The sequence below is a fragment of the Paenibacillus solisilvae genome, assembly GCF_042656405.1.
Classification (GTDB): Bacteria; Bacillota; Bacilli; order Paenibacillales; family Paenibacillaceae; genus Paenibacillus_Z; species Paenibacillus_Z solisilvae.
The window spans coordinates 95,582-114,970 of the sequence record NZ_JBHSOW010000080.1 but is presented as its reverse complement, the minus strand read 5'-3'; the positions used below and the strand labels follow the sequence as shown (position 1 = coordinate 114,970).

Annotated in this window: 19 protein-coding genes; 18 read left to right on the top strand and 1 reads right to left on the bottom strand. The window is 49.4% G+C overall.

Features of this window, described 5'->3' with window-relative positions; all coding sequences use genetic code 11:
- Positions 1-143 precede the first annotated feature (143 nt).
- Positions 144-428, top strand: a complete 285-nt coding sequence (locus tag ACFPYJ_RS21590) for a DUF5665 domain-containing protein (protein ID WP_379190293.1) — start codon at positions 144-146, stop codon at positions 426-428.
- Between the two features lie 33 nt (positions 429-461).
- Here ACFPYJ_RS21590 and ACFPYJ_RS21585 read toward each other — a convergent pair whose 3' ends face one another.
- The gene (locus ACFPYJ_RS21585; RefSeq protein ID WP_379190292.1) at positions 462-1,175 is read right to left on the bottom strand and encodes a TraR/DksA C4-type zinc finger protein; all 714 of its coding nucleotides are present in this window, start codon (positions 1,173-1,175) and stop codon (positions 462-464) included.
- 184 nt (positions 1,176-1,359) lie between these two features.
- On the opposite strand from ACFPYJ_RS21585, the gene lspA reads away from it, so the two are divergent.
- From lspA to ACFPYJ_RS21500, 17 genes are all read left to right on the top strand, one after another.
- Positions 1,360-1,884 (top strand): signal peptidase II, encoded by a 525-nt coding sequence (lspA, locus tag ACFPYJ_RS21580; protein WP_379190291.1) that lies wholly within the window; start codon positions 1,360-1,362, stop codon positions 1,882-1,884.
- Complete coding sequence (locus ACFPYJ_RS21575; protein WP_379190290.1) at positions 1,835-2,806, top strand: RluA family pseudouridine synthase; 972 nt, start codon at positions 1,835-1,837, stop codon at positions 2,804-2,806. Before lspA ends, ACFPYJ_RS21575 begins: the two co-directional genes overlap by 50 nt.
- A gap of 109 nt (positions 2,807-2,915) precedes the next feature.
- Entirely contained in the window at positions 2,916-4,151 is a 1,236-nt protein-coding gene (locus ACFPYJ_RS21570; RefSeq protein ID WP_379190289.1) for an LL-diaminopimelate aminotransferase, read from the top strand.
- Between the two features lie 326 nt (positions 4,152-4,477).
- The gene (gene pyrR, locus ACFPYJ_RS21565; protein ID WP_379190288.1) at positions 4,478-5,041 is read left to right on the top strand and encodes a bifunctional pyr operon transcriptional regulator/uracil phosphoribosyltransferase PyrR; all 564 of its coding nucleotides are present in this window, start codon (positions 4,478-4,480) and stop codon (positions 5,039-5,041) included.
- 28 nt (positions 5,042-5,069) lie between these two features.
- Complete coding sequence (locus tag ACFPYJ_RS21560; protein WP_379190475.1) at positions 5,070-5,957, top strand: aspartate carbamoyltransferase catalytic subunit; 888 nt, start codon at positions 5,070-5,072, stop codon at positions 5,955-5,957.
- A 59-nt stretch (positions 5,958-6,016) separates the two neighbouring features.
- Positions 6,017-7,309: a dihydroorotase gene (locus ACFPYJ_RS21555; RefSeq protein ID WP_379190287.1), complete on the top strand. Its 1,293-nt coding sequence runs from the start codon at positions 6,017-6,019 to the stop codon at positions 7,307-7,309.
- A 56-nt stretch (positions 7,310-7,365) separates the two neighbouring features.
- Positions 7,366-8,511 carry a glutamine-hydrolyzing carbamoyl-phosphate synthase small subunit gene (gene carA, locus ACFPYJ_RS21550; RefSeq protein ID WP_379190286.1) on the top strand — a complete coding sequence of 382 codons (1,146 nt, stop codon included), beginning with the start codon at positions 7,366-7,368 and terminating at the stop codon, positions 8,509-8,511.
- Positions 8,498-11,716 carry a carbamoyl-phosphate synthase large subunit gene (gene carB, locus ACFPYJ_RS21545; protein ID WP_379190285.1) on the top strand — a complete coding sequence of 1,073 codons (3,219 nt, stop codon included), beginning with the start codon at positions 8,498-8,500 and terminating at the stop codon, positions 11,714-11,716. The genes carA and carB overlap by 14 nt, the downstream gene beginning before the upstream one ends.
- A 226-nt stretch (positions 11,717-11,942) precedes the next feature.
- The gene (pyrF, locus tag ACFPYJ_RS21540; RefSeq protein ID WP_379190284.1) at positions 11,943-12,677 is read left to right on the top strand and encodes an orotidine-5'-phosphate decarboxylase; all 735 of its coding nucleotides are present in this window, start codon (positions 11,943-11,945) and stop codon (positions 12,675-12,677) included.
- A gap of 1 nt (position 12,678) precedes the next feature.
- Positions 12,679-13,326 (top strand): orotate phosphoribosyltransferase, encoded by a 648-nt coding sequence (gene pyrE, locus ACFPYJ_RS21535; RefSeq protein ID WP_379190283.1) that lies wholly within the window; start codon positions 12,679-12,681, stop codon positions 13,324-13,326.
- A gap of 163 nt (positions 13,327-13,489) precedes the next feature.
- On the top strand, positions 13,490-13,741 hold the full coding sequence (locus tag ACFPYJ_RS21530) for a hypothetical protein (protein ID WP_379190282.1): 252 nt from the start codon (positions 13,490-13,492) through the stop codon (positions 13,739-13,741).
- 25 nt (positions 13,742-13,766) lie between these two features.
- Positions 13,767-14,261, top strand: coding sequence for a GNAT family N-acetyltransferase (locus ACFPYJ_RS21525; RefSeq protein WP_379190281.1), 495 nt, complete (start codon positions 13,767-13,769; stop codon positions 14,259-14,261).
- A gap of 206 nt (positions 14,262-14,467) precedes the next feature.
- Complete coding sequence (locus tag ACFPYJ_RS21520) at positions 14,468-15,469, top strand: ABC transporter ATP-binding protein (protein ID WP_379190280.1); 1,002 nt, start codon at positions 14,468-14,470, stop codon at positions 15,467-15,469.
- The gene (locus ACFPYJ_RS21515; RefSeq protein WP_379190279.1) at positions 15,466-16,284 is read left to right on the top strand and encodes an ABC transporter permease; all 819 of its coding nucleotides are present in this window, start codon (positions 15,466-15,468) and stop codon (positions 16,282-16,284) included. The genes ACFPYJ_RS21520 and ACFPYJ_RS21515 overlap by 4 nt, the downstream gene beginning before the upstream one ends.
- Positions 16,268-17,101, top strand: a complete 834-nt coding sequence (locus ACFPYJ_RS21510) for an ABC transporter permease (RefSeq protein WP_379190278.1) — start codon at positions 16,268-16,270, stop codon at positions 17,099-17,101. The genes ACFPYJ_RS21515 and ACFPYJ_RS21510 overlap by 17 nt, the downstream gene beginning before the upstream one ends.
- Before the next feature lie 457 nt (positions 17,102-17,558).
- Positions 17,559-18,323 carry an ABC transporter ATP-binding protein gene (locus ACFPYJ_RS21505; protein WP_379190277.1) on the top strand — a complete coding sequence of 255 codons (765 nt, stop codon included), beginning with the start codon at positions 17,559-17,561 and terminating at the stop codon, positions 18,321-18,323.
- Complete coding sequence (locus ACFPYJ_RS21500; RefSeq protein WP_379190276.1) at positions 18,289-19,386, top strand: efflux RND transporter periplasmic adaptor subunit; 1,098 nt, start codon at positions 18,289-18,291, stop codon at positions 19,384-19,386. The genes ACFPYJ_RS21505 and ACFPYJ_RS21500 overlap by 35 nt, the downstream gene beginning before the upstream one ends.
- Positions 19,387-19,389 lie beyond the last annotated feature (3 nt).

The window sequence follows — 19,389 nt, the reverse complement described above, 5'->3', positions numbered from 1 at the left end:
CAAGCGTTGCTACCGGCGAGCAGCATAAGCCGCTCCCAGCAGCAACACTTGGGCTTTTGTTTGTTTAACGCAGAACTTCATTATTCCCGGGAGGGATCGACATAAGCGAGGATTCGAAAGATCAGCGTACACTTCACCGTTCGATGGAAGTATTGGAGCACCAGCTGGAGAAGCTGTCACTGCAAATGGAACATACGCAAATTGCCGAGTATGTTCAGCTGCTTAACCGGCCCTTTTCGCTCATATGGCGGAATATACTTGCCGGTACAGCGCGCGGCATCGGAATTGCGATCGGATTTACTTTTTTCGCTGCAACCATCCTCTATGTGCTGCAGCTGCTTGGGGCGCTGAACCTGCCGATCATCGGAGATTATATTGCAGACATTGTCCGGATCGTACAGCATCAGCTTGAAGGCGGCGCGTATTAATGAAAGGCTGTACGAGAAAGTTGTGGCGAAACCTTATTTAAGCTGTTCAAGCCCATGATCTCCCTCGTCATGCTCCATGTATTCGTAATATTCCCGATTACGGACTACGGTAACATGATTGCCGGTGATATCAGTAGCGATGAAGCTCTCGAACGGCTCAACATAACCGTCAGCCTCTTCTGCTTCGATACCGATATGATCGTAAGAGTCTACATCTCTGTTCTCTGACATGGCAGGGGAATCCGAGTTTCCCCAGCTCTCAACAATCTGCCAAGCATCTTCGCCGTCGAAACCGTTGTATTCTTTCTCATCCATGCTTGAGCGTCCAAAGGGAGGGTACAGGAAGGATTCCTCAGCAGGTCGGCGCTCGGATAGCTCCTGACGAGGGGCATGCTCTATACAATACAGAGAATCGGGCAGTGCCTCCAATCGTTCATAGGGAATATCCGCTCCACAAGTCCGGCATATTCCATAATCGCCATTGTTCATTGCGCTCAGGGCATCATCGATGCGTGAGAGGTGAAATTCCTCCTGCTCAAGCAGAGCAATGTCCTTGCCCCGCTCGTAGATCTCAGTTGCTGAATCAGCAGGGTGATTATCGATGTAGGACAGTTCCCCTGTTTCATCCTTCATTGAAACACCTAGCCCAAAATGATCATTGCTGGCCAGACGCTGCTCAATGGAAGCCTGCTCGGCTTCCAGGCTGCTGCGAAGCATATGAAGCTGCTTGTCGGTAAGATTCGTCATAAGTATGAAGACCTCTTTTCTTGAGTACGATGTGACGGCTCTTGATGACATTAGTTTTCACTAAGATAGGCCATTTTACAAAAGGACATCGATGGGTACGCTGGTAAAAGTGAGCCGGATATGATTCGCTAGTCGGCATTGGATGAATATGCTACAATGTTTGGGACGAGGGGGCATGTTAATTGTGAAATATTATTATTATTGGATCGCTGTTTTTGTATTTGTTATTGACTTCATAACGAAGAAGGTAATTGAGAAGCAGCTTGCAATCGGTGAACAAATTAATGTGCTTGGCGATGGCTTCTTTATTATCACCTCTCACCGTAACAGAGGTGCTGCTTTCGGGATTTTACAGGAGCAGACCATCTTGTTCATTACGATAACGATGCTGGTTGTCGCAGGTATAGTTTGGTACTTGTACAAGAATCGTCATTCCGGTAAAGTGCTGTTGCTGACCGGGCTAGGCCTTGTACTGGGCGGAGCGTTTGGTAATTTCCTTGATCGCGCGTTATATGGACAAGTAGTCGACTTTTTGCAATTTACATTTGGCAGCTATGTCTTTCCGATTTTTAACCTTGCAGATTCTGGCATCGTATGCGGCGTCGGCCTGATCATGCTCGATGCGATATTGTCAATGAAAAATGAGAACGGAGATTCAAATGAACGAAATAAACGAAACGAAAATGAAGGACAGCAGCCTATTCAATGAGGAGCCTTTAGAATTTATCACCGGTGATGCCGAGTCAGGTGAAAGGCTGGATAAATACGTAACAGAAAGTATTGAGGATGAAGCCACCTCAAGAACACAAGTTCAAGAGTGGATCCGCTCCGGGGCTGTTCGTGTGAACGGTCAGCAGGTTAAACCGAATTATAAGCTTGCCGCCGCTGATCAGATTACGGTTATCATACCGCAGCCTGAAGCGGCTGTTATTGTGCCTGAGGATATTCCGCTCAGCATTGCCTATGAGGATAGTGACGTCATTGTCATTAACAAGCCGAGAGGAATGGTCGTACATCCGGCACCGGGCCATCCTTCGGGGACAATCGTTAATGCGCTGATGTATCATTGCAAGGATTTGTCCGGTATCAATGGCGTGATGCGCCCGGGAATTGTCCATCGTATTGATAAGGATACATCCGGTCTGCTCATGGCAGCCAAGAATGACCTTGCACATGCTTCACTTGCCGCGCAGCTCAAGGCGCATTCCGTTACCCGCAAATATATCGCACTAGTCCATGGGAATGTACCGCATGAGCACGGCACGGTAGATGCGCCAATTGGGCGGGATCCTAATGATCGTAAGCTGTTCACGGTGATTGAGCGCGGGAGTAAGCATGCGGTGACTCATTTCGCCGTAGTGGAACGCTTCGGCGATTACACCCTGCTTGAACTGCAGCTGGAGACCGGCCGCACGCATCAAATTCGCGTACATATGAAGTACATCGGCCATCCGCTTGCTGGCGATCCTGTATACGGACGTACCAGAAGCAGGACGATAGCCCTTAACGGACAAGCGCTGCATGCCGCAATACTTGGGTTTGTACATCCCCGGTCGGGAGAGTATCTGGAATTTCAAGCGCCGATACCTCCGGATCTTGAACATGAGCTCACGATTCTTCGCGTACGTTAAGTGACGAAAAGTGCAAACTTTTGGCCATATTCTTTATATGGCTGCAGGGCTGAATTACGCTATGATTTAAACAAAACAGTGAATGCATGGAAAGGTGAGTGTGGTTCGAATGACACAAATTAATCACAATTATACGGAATTGCAGGGCAGCTACCTGTTCTCCGAAATCGCAAAACGCCGTACCAAATTTACGCAGGAAAATCCGGATGCCCAAATCATCAGTCTCGGAATAGGCGATGTAACACGCGGTCTTCCAGAAGCTGTTGTTAATGCTATGCATGCTGCAGTGGACGAGCTTGCAAGCCCGGGAAGCTTCCGCGGCTATGGCCCGGAGCAAGGGTATGATTTTCTTATTCAGGCTATCATTGAGAATGACTACAAGGCACGCGGCATTGAGATCGGTACGAATGAAGTATTCGTAAGCGACGGCTCCAAATGTGATGTAGGTAACATTCAAGAAATTTTCAGCCAAGATGCAGTCGTTGCGGTACAAGATCCTGTATATCCGGTTTATGTGGATACGAACGTAATGGCAGGCCGCTCCGGCAAGTTCAATCCAGAGACTAAGCAGTATGAGAATATCGTCTATTTGCCGACAAGCTCAGAAAATGATTTCATTCCCAGCCTGCCTGACCGTAAAGTTGACCTGATCTACCTTTGCTACCCTAACAATCCGACAGGCATGACATTGTCCAAAGCAGAGCTGAAGCGCTGGGTAGACTATGCCAAAGCAAATAACTGCATCATTCTGTATGATTCTGCTTATGAAGCCTTCATTCAGGAAGAGGATGTACCGCGCAGCATTTATGAAATCGAAGGAGCCAAGGAAGTTGCAATTGAATTTCGCAGCTTCTCCAAAACAGCCGGCTTCACTGGCGTCCGCTGTGCGTACACCGTTGTTCCCCGAGAGCTCAAAGGTAAAGACGCGAACGGCAATGAACTGCTTATAAATGACCTATGGAATCGTCGTCACACAACCAAATTCAACGGAGTATCCTACATTACTCAGCGTGGAGCGGAAGCGATCTATTCCCCTGAAGGTAAAGAGCAAATCGCAGCAACCGTTGATTACTATATGACAAATGCAGCAATTATCCGTGACGGCTTGTCATCGCTAGGTCTTGAAGTATTCGGCGGCGTTAACGCTCCTTACATTTGGCTCAAAACACCGAATGGTCTGGATTCATGGGCTTTCTTCGATAAATTGCTCTCAGAAGCTCATATCGTTGGTACGCCGGGTGTCGGTTTTGGCCAAAGCGGTCAAGGCTACTTCCGTCTTACAGCATTCGGAAGCCGTGAGAATACGGAAAAAGCGGTAGAGCGTATCCGTAAACTAAGCCTATAATAACCGGTTAGAAGACAGTTCGATACTCACGATGCGAAACCCAGCGGAAACATCCCGAAATGCTTGACATCATTTGTCGAACGTGGGATAATTCTTCTGATGAACAGCAGTACCTTTAATTCAGTCCAGAGAGGCTGTCAAGGTAGCGTGAATAGTTGAATCGGATCGTCTTGAATGGACATTCTCCGCCAGCGCTGAGTGCGCGGGCGGGCATGCCCACGGCTTACAGACGATTCACATAAACTAACGCACTCCTTGCGCAACCCGCAAGGAGTTTTTTTATGCCCATCGATGCTCGTTTTGATTCAAGGAGGCGGAAAAGGCGAATGGACGATCAGCACCGTATCATCATGGATGAAACCGCAATTCGCCGCGCACTTACGCGAATTGCCCACGAAATTGTCGAAAAGAACAAAGGATTCGACAATTGTCTGCTGGTAGGTATCCGCACGCGGGGTATTTATCTGGCTCAGCGCATCGCTGAGCGGATTCGGGAGATCGAAGGGCTTCCCGTGGAAGTGAATGAGCTGGATATCACGCTCTACCGGGATGACCGCCGTCAAGCTGGACAGCCGGCAGCGGATACTGCAGCTGCGGCTGTAGCATCATCGGAGGCAAAAAGCGTGCCGGTTCAGGTAGAGGACAAAATTGTGATTTTGTTCGACGATGTGCTTTATACGGGAAGAACGATTCGAGCAGCCATGGATGCACTGATGGACTGCGGAAGGCCGCAAAGCATTCAGCTGGCCGTGCTCGTCGACCGCGGTCATCGGGAGCTGCCGATCAGACCGGATTACGTGGGTAAGAACGTTCCAACCTCCAAACAGGAGCAGATCGTAGTGTCGCTGCTGGAAGTGGACGAAGAGGATCAGGTGACGATCATTCATTAAAGGGGGCAGGCTTGAATTGACAACTACGATGATCAAACAACGAAGTTTGCTGGGGCTCAAGGAGCTTGACAAAGAAGAAATACAATCCATATTGGATCGCGCGGCTTTCTGGGAAGCCAATTCGAATAAAATCGAGCCGGTTCAGCAAGGAAAATTCGTAGCCAACATGTTTTTTGAGAATAGTACTAGAACGAGGTTTTCCTTCGAGGTGGCGGAGAAACGACTGGGTACGGAGGTTTTGAATTTCTCCGCTGCTGTCTCAAGCGTTCAAAAGGGCGAGTCCATTTATGATACGGTCCGCACGCTTGAATCGATGGGTATCGATGCGGGTGTGATCCGCTTGAAGCCTATCGGTGTTCTGGCCGAGCTCGCCGGAAAAATCAAAGTGCCGCTCATTAATGCGGGTGACGGTAACAATGAGCATCCAACTCAAGCGCTGCTCGATATTTATACGATGCGTAAGCAGTTTGGAGAGCTAAAAGGACTGACAGTCTCCATCGTCGGCGATGTCATGCACAGCAGGGTCGCACGTTCGAATCTCTATGCCCTGCAGAAGTTCGGTGTAAACGTCCGCTTCTGCGCACCTGATAATATGAGAGCTGATGGTCTGAACGTCGACTACGTTTCGATAGATGAAGCCCTTCAATCCGATGTCATCATGATGCTTCGCGTTCAGCTTGAGCGTCACGAGAACGGTATGATTAAATCAGCTGAGGATTACCGGGCACAATATGGCTTAACAACAGAAAGAGCGAAGCGGATTGCGCCTCATGCCATCATTATGCATCCAGCTCCGATTAACCGTAATGTGGAAATTGACGACGAGTTGGTCGAACATCCGCAATCACGTATATTCCCGCAAATGCAAAACGGTGTGCCGATTCGGATGGCCGTCATTGAACGTGCATTAGGGTAAGCAGTTGAACGGAGCAAAACCCAAAATAAACGTCCCATAGAGCGGAAGGAGTTTATCACATGTCAGTATGGATATTGAATGGACAGGTTTGGAACGGGAGCACAGGACAGGTTGAAGAGAAACATGTACGAACAGAGAATGGGGTCATCACGGCAATCGTCAATGCAGCGGATGGCGCTCCGGATACAGCAGGTCATGATGTTGTGGATGCGAAAGGCAAGCTGATCTCCGCCGGGTTTATCGATATGCACGTTCACCTGCGGGAGCCAGGCTTTGAATATAAAGAAGATATCGCAAGCGGTACGCGCTCGGCTGCGCGAGGAGGGTTTACAACAATCGCTTGTATGCCCAACACGCGTCCCGTAACGGACACACCGGAAACGGTCAAATATATTTTGGATAAAGCGGCAACCGAAGGCATTGTCAAAGTGCTTCCGTACGCGGCGATCACGAAGAACGAGCTGGGCCGGGAGCTGACTGACTTTGCAGCCCTCAAAGAAGCAGGCGCAGCCGGGTTTACGGATGATGGAGTAGGCGTTCAGAATGCTCAAATGATGAAGAATGCGATGGCACTTGCCGCCTCCATGGGCATGCCGGTTATCGCTCATTGTGAAGATGATACGCTGGTCGAAGGCGCTTGGGCTTCAGAAGGGAATTTTGCCCGGAAACACGGCCTGAAAGGCATTCCTAATGAATCCGAGGCGATTCATGTCGGTCGTGACGTGCTTCTTGCAGAAGCAACCGGCGTCCACTACCACGTCTGCCACGTTAGTACGGAGCAGTCGGTGCGGCTCATTCGGTTAGCGAAGCAGATTGGCGTTAAGGTAACCGCTGAGGTATGCCCGCATCACCTGCTGCTGTCGGATGAAGATATTCCGGGGCTGGAGGATGCAAATTGGAAAATGAACCCGCCTCTGCGCTCCCCGCGCGACGTACAGGCAGTAATCGAGGGGCTGGAAGATGGCACGCTTGATATGATCGTAACGGATCACGCGCCTCATAGTGCAGAAGAAAAGGCACGCGGCGTGCAGCTGGCACCATTCGGCATCGTTGGTTTCGAGACGGTGTTTCCGCTCATGTATACGAAGTTTGTACTAACCGGCAAATGGACGCTGGGCTTCCTGCTGCAGCGCATGACGGCAGATCCGGCCCGCGTGTTCGGTTTAGCGAGCGGACAGCTAGCCGTTGGAGCACCTGCGGATATCACCATTGTAGATATCAAGTCAGAACGCGAAGTCGAACCGGAGACGTTTGCTTCTAAAGGAACAAATACACCGTTTGGCGGTTGGAAGCTATATGGCTGGCCAGTGCTGACCATGGTTGACGGCGCTGTCGTTTGGTCGGAATTGTAAGAATCGAAAGTGACATTTTAAATATAGCGAATGATAACTTTGAGGAGTTGAGACAGATGCAAGCAAGATTGCTGCTAGAAGATGGCACGTTGTTCAAAGGCCTGAGCTTTGGCGCTGAAGGACAGTCGGCTGGTGAAGTCGTGTTTAATACAGGGATTACAGGATATCAAGAGGTACTGTCGGATCCTTCTTACTGCGGACAGATCGTGACAATGACCTACCCCCTTATCGGTAACTACGGTATTACGCGCGATGACTTTGAATCCATCAGCCCTTTCATCCATGGCTTTGTCGTTCGAAGACACGAGCCGGTTCCAAGCAACTGGCGTGCAGAGTATACTCTCGATCGACTGCTGAAGGAATATGGCATTCTTGGAATCAGCGACATTGATACGCGGATGCTGACTCGTATCCTGCGTCATCATGGTACGATGAAAGGCATTATTACGACGGGTTCGGAGCGCATTGAAGAGCTTCAGGAGCGTCTCTCCGTATCTCCGCTGATGCGTGATCAAGTTGCACGTACGTCTACGAAGAGCGTTTTCTCAAGCCCAGGCAATCGTGAACGCATCGTTCTTGTTGACTACGGCGCAAAAAGCGGAATTCTCCGCGAGCTTACGAAACGCGGCTGCGATGTGGTCGTTGTGCCTCATCATACAACAGCTGATGAAGTTCGCCGCCTGAAGCCCGATGGCATTCAATTGTCCAATGGCCCTGGGGATCCGAAGGATGTGCCTCATGCGGTAACGATGATTAAAGAACTGCTTGGCGAATATCCGATCTTCGGCATCTGCTTGGGTCACCAGCTGTTCGCTCTTGCTTGCGGCGCTGATACGTCGAAGCTGAAATTCGGCCACCGCGGCGGTAACCACCCGGTAAAAGAGCTGGAAACCAACCGCTGTTATATCACTTCCCAGAACCACGGTTACACGGTGCTTGAAGAATCCGTGAAAGGCACGAAGCTTGCTGTCACGCACATCAATAACAATGACCGGACAATAGAAGGCTTGAAGCATACGGAATACCCGGCATTCTCGGTTCAATACCATCCGGAAGCCGCACCAGGCCCGATGGATTCCAGCTACTTGTTTGACAATTTTCTGGAAATGATTCGCTCACATAAAAGAAATAACCCACAGAAACCGCGTCAAGCTCAACTTGCGGAATCATTGAGAGGAGAGCTGCTGTATGCCCAAAAATAATGATCTCAAGAAAATACTCGTCATCGGGTCCGGCCCGATTGTCATCGGACAAGCGGCGGAATTCGATTATGCCGGCACCCAAGCTTGCCAGGCGCTGAAAGAAGAGGGCTACGAGGTAGTCCTTATCAACAGTAACCCTGCAACAATCATGACAGATACGAATATGGCGGATAAAGTCTATATCGAACCGATTACGCTGGAGTTCGTCACACAAATTATTCGTCAAGAGCGTCCAGACGGCTTGCTGCCAACACTGGGCGGCCAAACTGGACTTAACATGGCGGTTGAACTGGCTCGCGCAGGCGTACTGGAGCGTGAGAACGTGAAGCTGCTTGGAACACAGCTGACGGCAATCGAGAAAGCGGAGGACCGCGACTTGTTCCGCGACCTGATGCGTGAGCTGGAGCAGCCGGTGCCTGAGAGCGTCATCGTAACGACAGTGCAAGCAGCGGTTGATTTTGCCAATGAAATCGGTTATCCGATCATCGTTCGTCCTGCTTATACTTTGGGCGGAACAGGCGGAGGTATCTGTATCAACGAAGATGAGCTTCTGGAAACAGTCGCTTCGGGTATTCGGTACAGCCCGATCAGCCAATGCTTGATCGAGAAATCGATCGCCGGGATGAAAGAAGTCGAATACGAAGTTATGCGTGATTCGAACGACAGCTGTATCGTGGTTTGTAACATGGAGAACTTTGATCCGGTCGGTGTTCATACGGGCGACTCCATCGTAGTGGCTCCAAGCCAAACGCTGTCCGACCGCGAGTACCAATTGCTTCGTTCAGCATCGCTCAAGATTATTCGCGCACTGAACATTGAGGGCGGCTGCAACGTGCAGTTCGCACTGGATCCATTCAGCTATCAATATTATGTCATCGAAGTAAATCCGCGTGTCAGCCGCTCGTCGGCGCTCGCTTCTAAAGCAACCGGCTACCCAATCGCGAAGATGGCAGCCAAAATCGCCATCGGTTATACGCTTGATGAAATCGTGAACCCGGTAACAGGTCAAACCTATGCATGCTTCGAGCCGACACTGGATTACATCGTTTCCAAAATCCCGCGCTGGCCGTTCGATAAATTCACATCAGCTAACCGTAAACTCGGTACACAAATGAAGGCAACCGGTGAAGTTATGGCAATCGGCCGTACCTTCGAGGAATCGATTCATAAAGCCGTTCGTTCCCTCGAGATCGGTGCGCACCGAATCCATCTGAAGGATGCAGCGGATCTTAAGGACGAAGTGCTTCGTCTTCGCCTGCAGAAGCCGGACGATGAGCGGATGTTCCTGGTCGCAGAAGCATTCCGCCGCGGCTACAAGCTGCAGGAGATCCAGGATATCACCAAGATCGACTGGTGGTTCCTTGACAAAATCGAAGGCATTGTTAAGTTCGAGGATGAGCTTCGCAGATCTTCGCAGCTGACAGAAGAGCTGCTGTACCAAGCCAAACGCAAAGGCTTCTCAGACCGCTCAATCGCAGAAATCCGGGTTGAGGGCAATCACAAAACGTATACGAATGAAAATGATATCCGCGCCCTGCGTAAGCAGATCGGTTTGACTCCGGTTTATAAAATGGTTGATACTTGCGCTGCTGAATTCGAAGCAACAACGCCGTACTACTACTCCACATATGAAGTAGAGAATGAAGTAACTGAAACAACGAAAGAAAAAGTTCTCGTTCTTGGTTCCGGTCCAATCCGTATCGGTCAAGGTATTGAGTTCGATTACTCTACTGTGCATGCGGTCTGGGCGATTCAGAAAGCCGGCTACGAAGCGGTCATCATTAATAACAACCCGGAAACGGTATCGACAGACTTCAGTACATCCGACCGTCTGTATTTTGAACCGTTATTCTTCGAGGATGTCATGAATGTAATCGAGCAGGAGAATCCGATCGGCGTTATCGTACAGTTCGGCGGACAAACTGCAATCAACCTTGCAGCGCCGCTGACAAAGGCCGGTGTACGCATTCTTGGTTCTGATCTGGCAAGTATCGATGAAGCGGAAGATCGCAAGAAATTCGAAGCTTTGCTCCGCAGACTTGATATCCGTCAACCGGAAGGCAAAACGGTTACAACAGTAGATGCTGCAGTTGAAACCGCTCAAAGCCTTGGTTATCCGGTTCTGGTCCGCCCTTCCTATGTTCTTGGCGGCCGCGCTATGGAAATTGTTTACTCGGATGAAGAGCTGCTCAGCTACATGGTTCAAGCGGTTAAGATCAACCCTGAGCACCCTGTATTGATCGACCGTTATATGCTTGGAAAAGAAGCGGAAGTCGATGCGATTTGCGACGGAGAAACCGTGCTCATCCCAGGAATCATGGAGCATGTTGAACGCGCCGGTGTTCACTCCGGAGACTCCATTGCGGTATATCCGCCGCAATCGCTCTCCGATAAATGGAAGCAGCAAATGATCGATATTACGATCAAAATTGCTAAGGAGCTTAAAGTAGTCGGGCTTGTTAATATCCAGTTCGTTATCTTCCAGGACGAAGTATATGTCATCGAGGTTAATCCTCGTTCATCGCGTACCGTTCCTTTCTTAAGCAAAGTAACGAATATTCCGATGGCTAACCTTGCGACACAGGCGATCCTCGGAACGAAGCTTGCTGATCTTGGTTATACAGAAGGTTTATGGCCGGAAGAGGAAATGGTTTCTGTAAAAGTACCGGTATTCTCATTCGCGAAGCTTCGCCGGGTGGATCCTACTTTGACACCAGAGATGAAATCAACCGGGGAAGTCATGGGCCGAGACCAGCAATATGCGAAGGCGCTGTATAAAGGCTTGATTGGCGCCGGTATGCGAATCCCGCCTACAGGCTCAATCATTGCGACAGTGGCTGATAAAGATAAGCCGGAAGCGATCGAGATCCTCCGCGGTTTCTACGAGCTTGGCTACAATATTATCGCAACGGGCGGTACTGCTTCAGCACTTGAGGAAGCTGGACTGCGGGTAAATACGGTCAACAAACTTAGCGAAGGCTCACCGAATATTCTGGATCTGATCCGTGACGGTCAAGCTCACTTCGTGGTCAATACGTTGACCAAGGGCAAAACACCTGAGCGTGATGGTTTCCGTATTCGCCGTGAAGCGGTAGAGAACGGTGTGGTTTGTATGACATCGCTCGATACGGTTCGCGCGCTGCTCACCATGCTTGAAACGATTAACTTCTCATCACGCCCTATGCCGGTCCTGCTGAAGAAGTAAACAATATAGAATTATCGGCTATAAGCCGCGAAAGCCTGCCTACAAGCAGGCTTTCGCCATGCCATCGAAGCTTATGACGGATATTCGCAAAGCATAAGTAAATGCTGCGTATCGAGTCTGCAATCGCAAAGCATATACAAATGCTTACGAAGCTGGTTTTGCTTCACAACACATACACAAATCCTTACGGAGCGTTTGCTTCGCGAAACTTTTTGGGAGGTGTCCAATGACCAATCTTACTGAAGCAGAAGCAGCAGGCCGTGTAATGGTTGCGCTGGATTATCCGGATGCAGCGGCAGCTGAATCGTTGGTTCGCAGCCTGGAGGGAATTCCCTGCTATTTGAAGGTAGGAATGCAGCTGTTTTATGCAGCGGGACCTGGATTCGTAGCAAGTCTTAAGGAACGCGGTTATAAAGTATTCCTTGATCTCAAGATGCACGATATCCCTAACACGGTTAAGGGTGGCTCCAACAGCATTACAAAGCTTGGCGTTGATGTATTTAACGTTCATGCCGCAGGCGGTATGCAGATGATGACCGCGGCCCTGGAAGGCGTAGAGGCCGCATTATCGGGCGACAGCAGTCTGAAGCGGCCGTTAGTGATTGCTGTGACCCAGCTTACCAGTACCAGCCAGGCAGTTTTGAACGATGAAATCGGGATCGGAGGAGCAGTGGAGGACGCAGTTATCCGTTATGCTAAGCTCGCTAAGCAAGCTGGACTTGGCGGCGTCGTAGCTTCACCTCAGGAGGTGCAGTCGATTAAAGCGGCTTGCGGTTCTGATTTTAGAACGATAACGCCTGGCATCAGACCTTCCGGCGCAGCTGTGAACGATCAGTCACGCATCATGACGCCGCGCGAGGCATTGGAGCAAGGAACAGATTATATGGTGATCGGCCGTCCGATTACTGCAGCGGCTGATCCGCGGGCAGCACTTCAATCCATTATTAAGGAGCTGATTTAATATGTCGACCCCTGCACTTGAACAACTTCCTCAAGAAATTGCAAAAGGTTTGCTTGAAATCAACGCGGTTGCTCTTCGTCCTAATGATCCCTTCACATGGACATCCGGAATGAAGTCGCCGATTTATTGCGATAACCGGTTAACGATGTCTTATCCGTCTATCCGCGAGATGATTGCCGAAGGTTTCGCTGCCATTATCCGCGATCGTTATCCGGATTGCGAAGCTGTTGCCGGTATTGCAACAGGCGGAATTCCTCATGCGGCGTGGGTGGCGCAGAAGCTGAATCTGCCTATGCTGTATGTTCGTGACAAAGCGAAAGGCCACGGAAAAACGAACCAGATTGAAGGTCACTTCAAGCCGGGCCAGAAGGTCGTCCTTATTGAGGATCTGATCTCAACCGGAGGAAGTTCACTGAAAGCTGCCGTAGCTGTCCGGGAAGCTGGCTGCGAGGTTCAGGGTGTTGTAGCTATTTTCACCTATCAGTTTAAAATTGCGGCAGATGCATTTGAAAAGGAAAGCATTGAGCTCTCGACGCTTTCGAATTACTCGGCGCTCATTGAAGTTGCCGCTGAGAATGGAACCGTGCAAACAAGCGATATCGCTGTATTGCAGGCATGGCGTGAGAACCCGCAAGCTTTTGGAGTCTAAATGGAGCGGCTTTATTATAGGAGCAGGACTTGGATTAACGATCCAGGTTCTGCTCCTTTTTTTATGCTCCTGTTTCAAATCTAGCAAATGAGGTAATAGATAATAATTCTACTGCATAAACTAGCATATCCAAATAGAATAAAAGAGTGAGAGGAAGAGAACCATGAAACAAATGGACCCTTATGTTGAACAATTATTTGAAGCTACCGGAGATCTGTTGTATCGTGTAAGAATGTACGATCGGGAATTATCGAACAGTCTCGAAATATCGCAAATGGACGAAACTTATCGTACGATAAAGAACTCCAAATGGGTCATGGGCAGTGAACTGTTAAGAGATCGTACCATTCTGAAGCTGCAGCAGATGAAATTCCGCCTTGTTACGATGATGGAAAATCTATTGTATACAGCTTAAGCAAAAGAGAGCGAAGGTACTTCATATGATCAAAAAGCTGGACCTTACTTCGGAAGCGGCAGCGATGCAGGTGCTCGATGTCCAAATTCCTTCTTACCGCGTGGAGGCGGAGTTAATTGGCTTTAACGGGATCCCGTACTTAAGTGATACGGTTGAATCCTTGATGCAAGCGGAAGAGGAGTTTTACGGCTATCTTGTGGATGGGCAGCTTGCTGGTATGGTGGCGTTAAGTATGGAGGAGGATGTCCTTCGTATAAGCCGGTTAGTAATCGCTCCGCCATTCTTCCGCCAAGGAATCGGCCGAAAATTAGTACAGTTCGTTCTTGATCAGAATGCGTTGATTGAGACGATTGCCGTCAGCACCGGAGCAAGCAATTTACCGGCAGTTTGTTTATATCAGAAGCTTGGATTTGTGGATACAGGGGTCATGGAAGTTGCTCCTGATATTTTTATCGCCCTGTTCGAACGTAAGAAGGAGTCTGCTTATCAGTACCTGGAAAATGTTCTTGTCAATCCGTAAATGCGATGGTAATATGTTACATTAAACGGAAGGGTTTCTAGGGTGCTGCTTACGAGCAACCAAGCGAAACCGGCATAGGACGATATGTCTTGCAACACCGTAGGGATAAAAGACCTTCGGCAAGTTCCGCCTAGCAGTAGGCAGAACTTGCCGAAGGTCTTTTTTGCTCTACCGCAGCAAAGTGAAGAGAACAGGGGGAACCATCGATGATTGCATTGCAGACAAGGAATCTCAGCAAGACTTTCAAAGTTAAACGCAAGGGAGCCGGGTTATCAGGCAGTTTTCGTTCGCTGCTAAAGCCGGAGTGGGAAGAGAAGCCGGCGGTGCACGGGATCGATTTAACCGTAAATACGGGAGAAATGGTTGCTTTCCTGGGCCCTAACGGTGCTGGTAAATCGACAACCATCAAGATGCTGACCGGTATTTTGCATCCTTCCTCCGGAGAAGCACAAGTACTCGGATTAACGCCATGGCTCGAGAGAACCAGGCTGGCCTATTCGATTGGGGCGGTATTCGGACAGAAATCGCAGCTGTGGTACCATCTTCCTCCGGTCGATACCTTTGATCTAATCAGCCGTATTTACGAGCTTAATCGCAGCGATTATGCAGCCAGGAGCAAAGATTTAATAGACCGTTTCGAGCTGGGGCCGTATCTGCACACACCGGTTCGCAAGCTGTCATTGGGTGAGCGGATGCGCTGTGAAATAGCGGCATCTTTCCTGCATCGGCCGCAGATGCTTTTTTTGGATGAACCGACAATCGGGCTTGACGTCATCGTGAAGCAGCGGATTCGGGAGCTGATCAGGGAGCTGAATCGGGATGAAGGAACGACCGTTTTCCTGACCTCTCATGACGCAGGCGATGTTGAGGAGCTTTGCTCCAGGGCCGTTGTTATTCATCACGGAGGAATTCTGCTCGATGCGCCTGTACAAAGACTGAAACGGGAGATCTTGAGCCGCAAAACCTTAACGCTCACGCTTTCCGAATCGAATGCAGGCTATTCTTTGCCGCCGATCGCCGGGACCGAACTAATCGAGACGGAAGGAAGGAAGCTGAGGCTCGGTGTAGACTTGAAATCGACTGGGATCGAGGCTGTTCTAAGCGCGGTGATCGGTCAAATCAGACTCGATGATGTTACAATTGAGGATCCTCCGATGGAGGAGATTATCAAGCATATCTATGGGCTGCGAGGAGGGAATGCGACTTGAGCACAAAGCCTGTGAACTGGCCTGCAAAGGGCCTCAAAGCTGCGGCAGTGTGGCGGATCACCTGGCGTCAGCAGCTTGCCTATAAAGTCGATTTTTTCATGAGGGCTTCTTTTCTCCTGCTCATCTTATTCGTATTTGTTCAGCTGTGGTCCGCTGCTTATGATGGCGACAGCACGAAGGTGATTGCGGGTTTTACGCTGAAGCAAATCGTCTGGTATCTAGTATTTACAGAGGCGCTTACGATGGCGGGACCGCCATTATGCGGCCGTATTGAAGAAGAGGTGAAGAACGGGGATATCGCAGTAAGGCTGATTCGGCCTTTATCGTATGTAGGCTATCATTATATTTCTTATCTAGCCGAAGCTTATATTCGTTTTTTCGTCCACCTGTTTGCCGGGAGTGTGATCGGGTGGCTGTTCGTCGGAGCTCCTTCATTTGGGTTTGGCTGGGTTGGTCTATTTACCTTGAGCTTTGGCGCACTTACGATTGCTTTTCTGCTGCACATGACGGTTGCGCTTTGCGCATTCTGGGTCGAAGAGACGCGCGGGATGGAATTTGTACTGAATAAGCTGCAATTTACGGTTGGCGGCATGCTGCTGCCGCTCGACTTAATGCCGGAATGGCTGCAGCGGATATGTGCCTGGCTGCCATTCCAAGCCGTTCTTTATTTTCCGGCACGCACGGCGGTTAACTATGGGAATACGGCGCTGCTTCAGCTGTTTCTTATTCAAGCAGCATGGGCTGCTTTACTCACTGCGGCAGTCATGTGGATGTATAAAAGAGGGGTGGGGAAGCTTCATGTCAACGGAGGTTGAATATCGTCTTGCGAGAGCTGCTTCCAATTCTGTGCCTGGAACCATCCGTTTCCTGCTAACTTGCTGGAAGGTTAACTTGGCTTCTGCAATGGAATACCGGGCCAGCTTCTTTCTGATGGCGGGAATGATGTTCATTAACAACTTTATGTGGTTGTTTTTCTGGAGCCTGTTCTTCCATCGTTTCCCTCTAATTAACAACTGGGGACTTCAAGATGTCATGATGATGTGGGCGCTGAGTGCAGGAGGTTTCGGCTGGGCGAACATGCTGTTCGGGAATTTTCATAGAATTGCTGTGATTGTAGCCGGCGGTCAGCTCGATGTTTACCTGTCGCAGCCCAAACCGGTGCTGCTGAATGTATTGGCCAGCCGGATGTCTTTAACCGCCGCAGGCGATTTTGTATTCGGATTGGTTGTGTATGCTTGGGTCGGCAATCACTCGATTACGGGTTTCCTGCTGTTCATCCTTGGGCTGCTCATCAGTGGAACCTTATTTATGGCGATAATGATCATTGCGGGCTGCTGCTCTTTCTATATGGGCAATGCAGAGGGGATTTCTCAGCAGCTATTTAATGGATTTGTGGCCCTCACGACTTACCCTTCAGATATATTTCGCGGGGTCACCCGGATTCTGATCTTTACGGTTGTACCGGCGGGATTTATCAGTTATTTGCCAATTGGGCTTTTGAAACATGCTGATCCGGCATTTGTGTTCGGGGCAATTGGCATGACCGTATTCCTTATGCTTGCAGGAGTGTTCTTTTTCCGTTTGGGCCTGCGCAGATATACCTCGGGAAATGCACTTGCTATGCGCAGTTAGCAGCTTCTTCCTGTTCAAGTTTAAATAAATACATAATGGGAAGCTGCTATTCTTATTTGACCACTTTTTTACGATATAACTAGTAATGACTGTAACGCTTACATTCATCATTTGGCTTATATTTTGAAAAAAGGATGATGGACATGTTTAAAATGAAGCTTTCTTTTCCACTCCGAATGAAGTTGATTCTCCTTATCGGATTCCGATGGCGCTGTATGTAGGTTCAACCTTCAACTGGATGCATGTCTCTATCAGTCGCTTTGTTCAAAATCTAATGGATTCGTAGAGGCTTCTATGCAAATGCGGCGGAAATTGTTCCGTTTATTGCAATAGAAGCCTCTTTAGCAAATTTTTAGCTATTTTAATGGGCATTTCCGTAACTTTTTGGTAATGTGCACCGTCTATACGTTATCGGAGATTAAAGTTTTCTAATGGGGAAGGGGGTCTTGGAACGAGTATGACATGGTGGAGACGGAATCAAACAGCTGCTGTTGCTGCTGAATTGGATACACAGGTAGTTGAGAAAGAAGCAGTGGAAGAGCCTGCCGATCAGCATCCTTTATTGACAGTGGAGTCGGTTGAGCGGACCTTCCAGGTCGGTGGACAGCCGCTGCATGTACTGAAGGGTATCAACATGGAGCTTCGGCCCCGCCAGCTTGTTATGCTGCGGGGGCGTTCAGGATCCGGTAAGACGACACTGCTTAATATGATCGGCGGTCTCGATCAACCGACGAAGGGGCATATCTTTTTTCGGGATTTGCCATTCCACTCGATGAGCGATGACGACCGGACAACGGTTCGCCGCAAGCAGATGGGCTTTATTTTTCAGGCATTCGCACTCATGCCGCTGTTATCCGCTTATGAGAATGTGGAGCTTTCTCTTCGGATGGCCGGCATTCCAAGCGGGGAATGGAAGTCTCGAGTTGAACATTGCATGGAGCTGGTAGGCTTATCCAAACGGATGCATCATCGTCCATTTGAGCTCTCCGGCGGTGAACAGCAGCGTGTCGCCATCGCGAAGGCTATCGCGCACAGGCCGCGTCTGCTGCTGGCCGATGAACCAACAGCCGAGTTAGATTCACAGATGTCAGCGCAAATTATGTCGGTCTTTCAAAATATTATTCGCACCGAACAGGTTACGATTTGTATGACAACGCACGATCCCACGATTTTGGAGGTTGCCGATCATGTTTACGAAATGGTTGACGGAAGGTTCATTTAAGAAAGCATCAGCAGTTTTATTAGGAGCGGCACTTATTTTCACAAGCGGCTGTTCCCTGCTGCCGGATGAAGACAAGGAAGAAGTGCTGCCGGCCATCGTACCGCCGCAAATATCCAAGAAACCGGAATATGAGGTAACGACTACGACACTCGAATCCAAGACATCAAGTACCGGCAAAATGATTTCGCTTCAGGAGGAGACCTTGTATTTCACGCTTGATGGCAAACGTCTTAAAGAATTAAACGTAAAAGCCGGTCAAAAGGTAACAGCCGGCCAGGTTATTGGCTCGCTTGATGTCGATGATCTCAAGAAGCAGCTGCGCAGCGATAAGCTGACCTTTCAAACCGATGAAATTCAAATGAAAGATACGCTGCGCAAGAGAGATGAGATGGATCCCGTCGCATTCGAGCTCGCGAAGATCGCTTTTGAAGAGAAACGCCAGAAGCTGGTCGATTCCCAGGCGGAGATTGATAAAGCTGTCATCACGGCACCGTTCACAGGCACTGTCGTTTCACTCAATGTCATGAAGGGTGATTTGATAAAAGCCTACGACCCCGTCTGCATTATTGCGAATACCTCCCAATTAACGGCTGCCGCGAAATTGACGGAGGATGAACTGAAGGGGATATCCATTGGCATGCCTGTCGTTGTCGACATTAACAATGTGGGGCAGATCAAAGGGAAAGTCAAACAGCTGCCAGTTATTGAAAATGACGATCAAAACCAAGGGAATGGCGGAAATGGCGGAAATGGCGGGAACCCGAACGGAGGCACGACACGTCCTGAACGTCCGGAGGACTTCCTCACCGTGGAGCTTGAGAAGATGCCGAAGGATGTTACGCGGGGTACGTTATTATCCATAAGCATCATTACGCAGCGCAAAGAAAATGTTATCGTCATTCCGCCTTCAACGCTGCGAACGATTGGATCCCGGACCTATGTTCAGGTAGTCGACAGCGATGGAAGCAAACGCGAAGTGGACGTTGAAGTCGGGCAGCAGACATCAACTGAAATCGAAATCCTCAAAGGATTGACACCCGGGCAGAAAGTCGTAGGTCGATAAACG

Bases quoted from the DNA above. Each gene is read 5' to 3' on its own strand.
- ACFPYJ_RS21590 (WP_379190293.1), top strand. From the start codon at position 144: ATGGAAGTATTGGAGCACCAGCTGGAGAAGCTGTCACTGCAAATGGAA.
- ACFPYJ_RS21585 (WP_379190292.1), bottom strand. From the start codon at position 1,175: ATGACGAATCTTACCGACAAGCAGCTTCATATGCTTCGCAGCAGCCTG.
- ACFPYJ_RS21575 (WP_379190290.1), top strand. From the start codon at position 1,835: ATGAACGAAATAAACGAAACGAAAATGAAGGACAGCAGCCTATTCAAT.
- ACFPYJ_RS21570 (WP_379190289.1), top strand. From the start codon at position 2,916: ATGACACAAATTAATCACAATTATACGGAATTGCAGGGCAGCTACCTG.
- pyrR (WP_379190288.1), top strand. From the start codon at position 4,478: ATGGACGATCAGCACCGTATCATCATGGATGAAACCGCAATTCGCCGC.
- ACFPYJ_RS21560 (WP_379190475.1), top strand. From the start codon at position 5,070: ATGATCAAACAACGAAGTTTGCTGGGGCTCAAGGAGCTTGACAAAGAA.
- ACFPYJ_RS21555 (WP_379190287.1), top strand. From the start codon at position 6,017: ATGTCAGTATGGATATTGAATGGACAGGTTTGGAACGGGAGCACAGGA.
- carA (WP_379190286.1), top strand. From the start codon at position 7,366: ATGCAAGCAAGATTGCTGCTAGAAGATGGCACGTTGTTCAAAGGCCTG.
- carB (WP_379190285.1), top strand. From the start codon at position 8,498: ATGCCCAAAAATAATGATCTCAAGAAAATACTCGTCATCGGGTCCGGC.
- pyrF (WP_379190284.1), top strand. From the start codon at position 11,943: ATGACCAATCTTACTGAAGCAGAAGCAGCAGGCCGTGTAATGGTTGCG.
- pyrE (WP_379190283.1), top strand. From the start codon at position 12,679: ATGTCGACCCCTGCACTTGAACAACTTCCTCAAGAAATTGCAAAAGGT.
- ACFPYJ_RS21530 (WP_379190282.1), top strand. From the start codon at position 13,490: ATGAAACAAATGGACCCTTATGTTGAACAATTATTTGAAGCTACCGGA.
- ACFPYJ_RS21525 (WP_379190281.1), top strand. From the start codon at position 13,767: ATGATCAAAAAGCTGGACCTTACTTCGGAAGCGGCAGCGATGCAGGTG.
- ACFPYJ_RS21520 (WP_379190280.1), top strand. From the start codon at position 14,468: ATGATTGCATTGCAGACAAGGAATCTCAGCAAGACTTTCAAAGTTAAA.
- ACFPYJ_RS21510 (WP_379190278.1), top strand. From the start codon at position 16,268: ATGTCAACGGAGGTTGAATATCGTCTTGCGAGAGCTGCTTCCAATTCT.
- ACFPYJ_RS21505 (WP_379190277.1), top strand. From the start codon at position 17,559: ATGACATGGTGGAGACGGAATCAAACAGCTGCTGTTGCTGCTGAATTG.
- ACFPYJ_RS21500 (WP_379190276.1), top strand. From the start codon at position 18,289: ATGTTTACGAAATGGTTGACGGAAGGTTCATTTAAGAAAGCATCAGCA.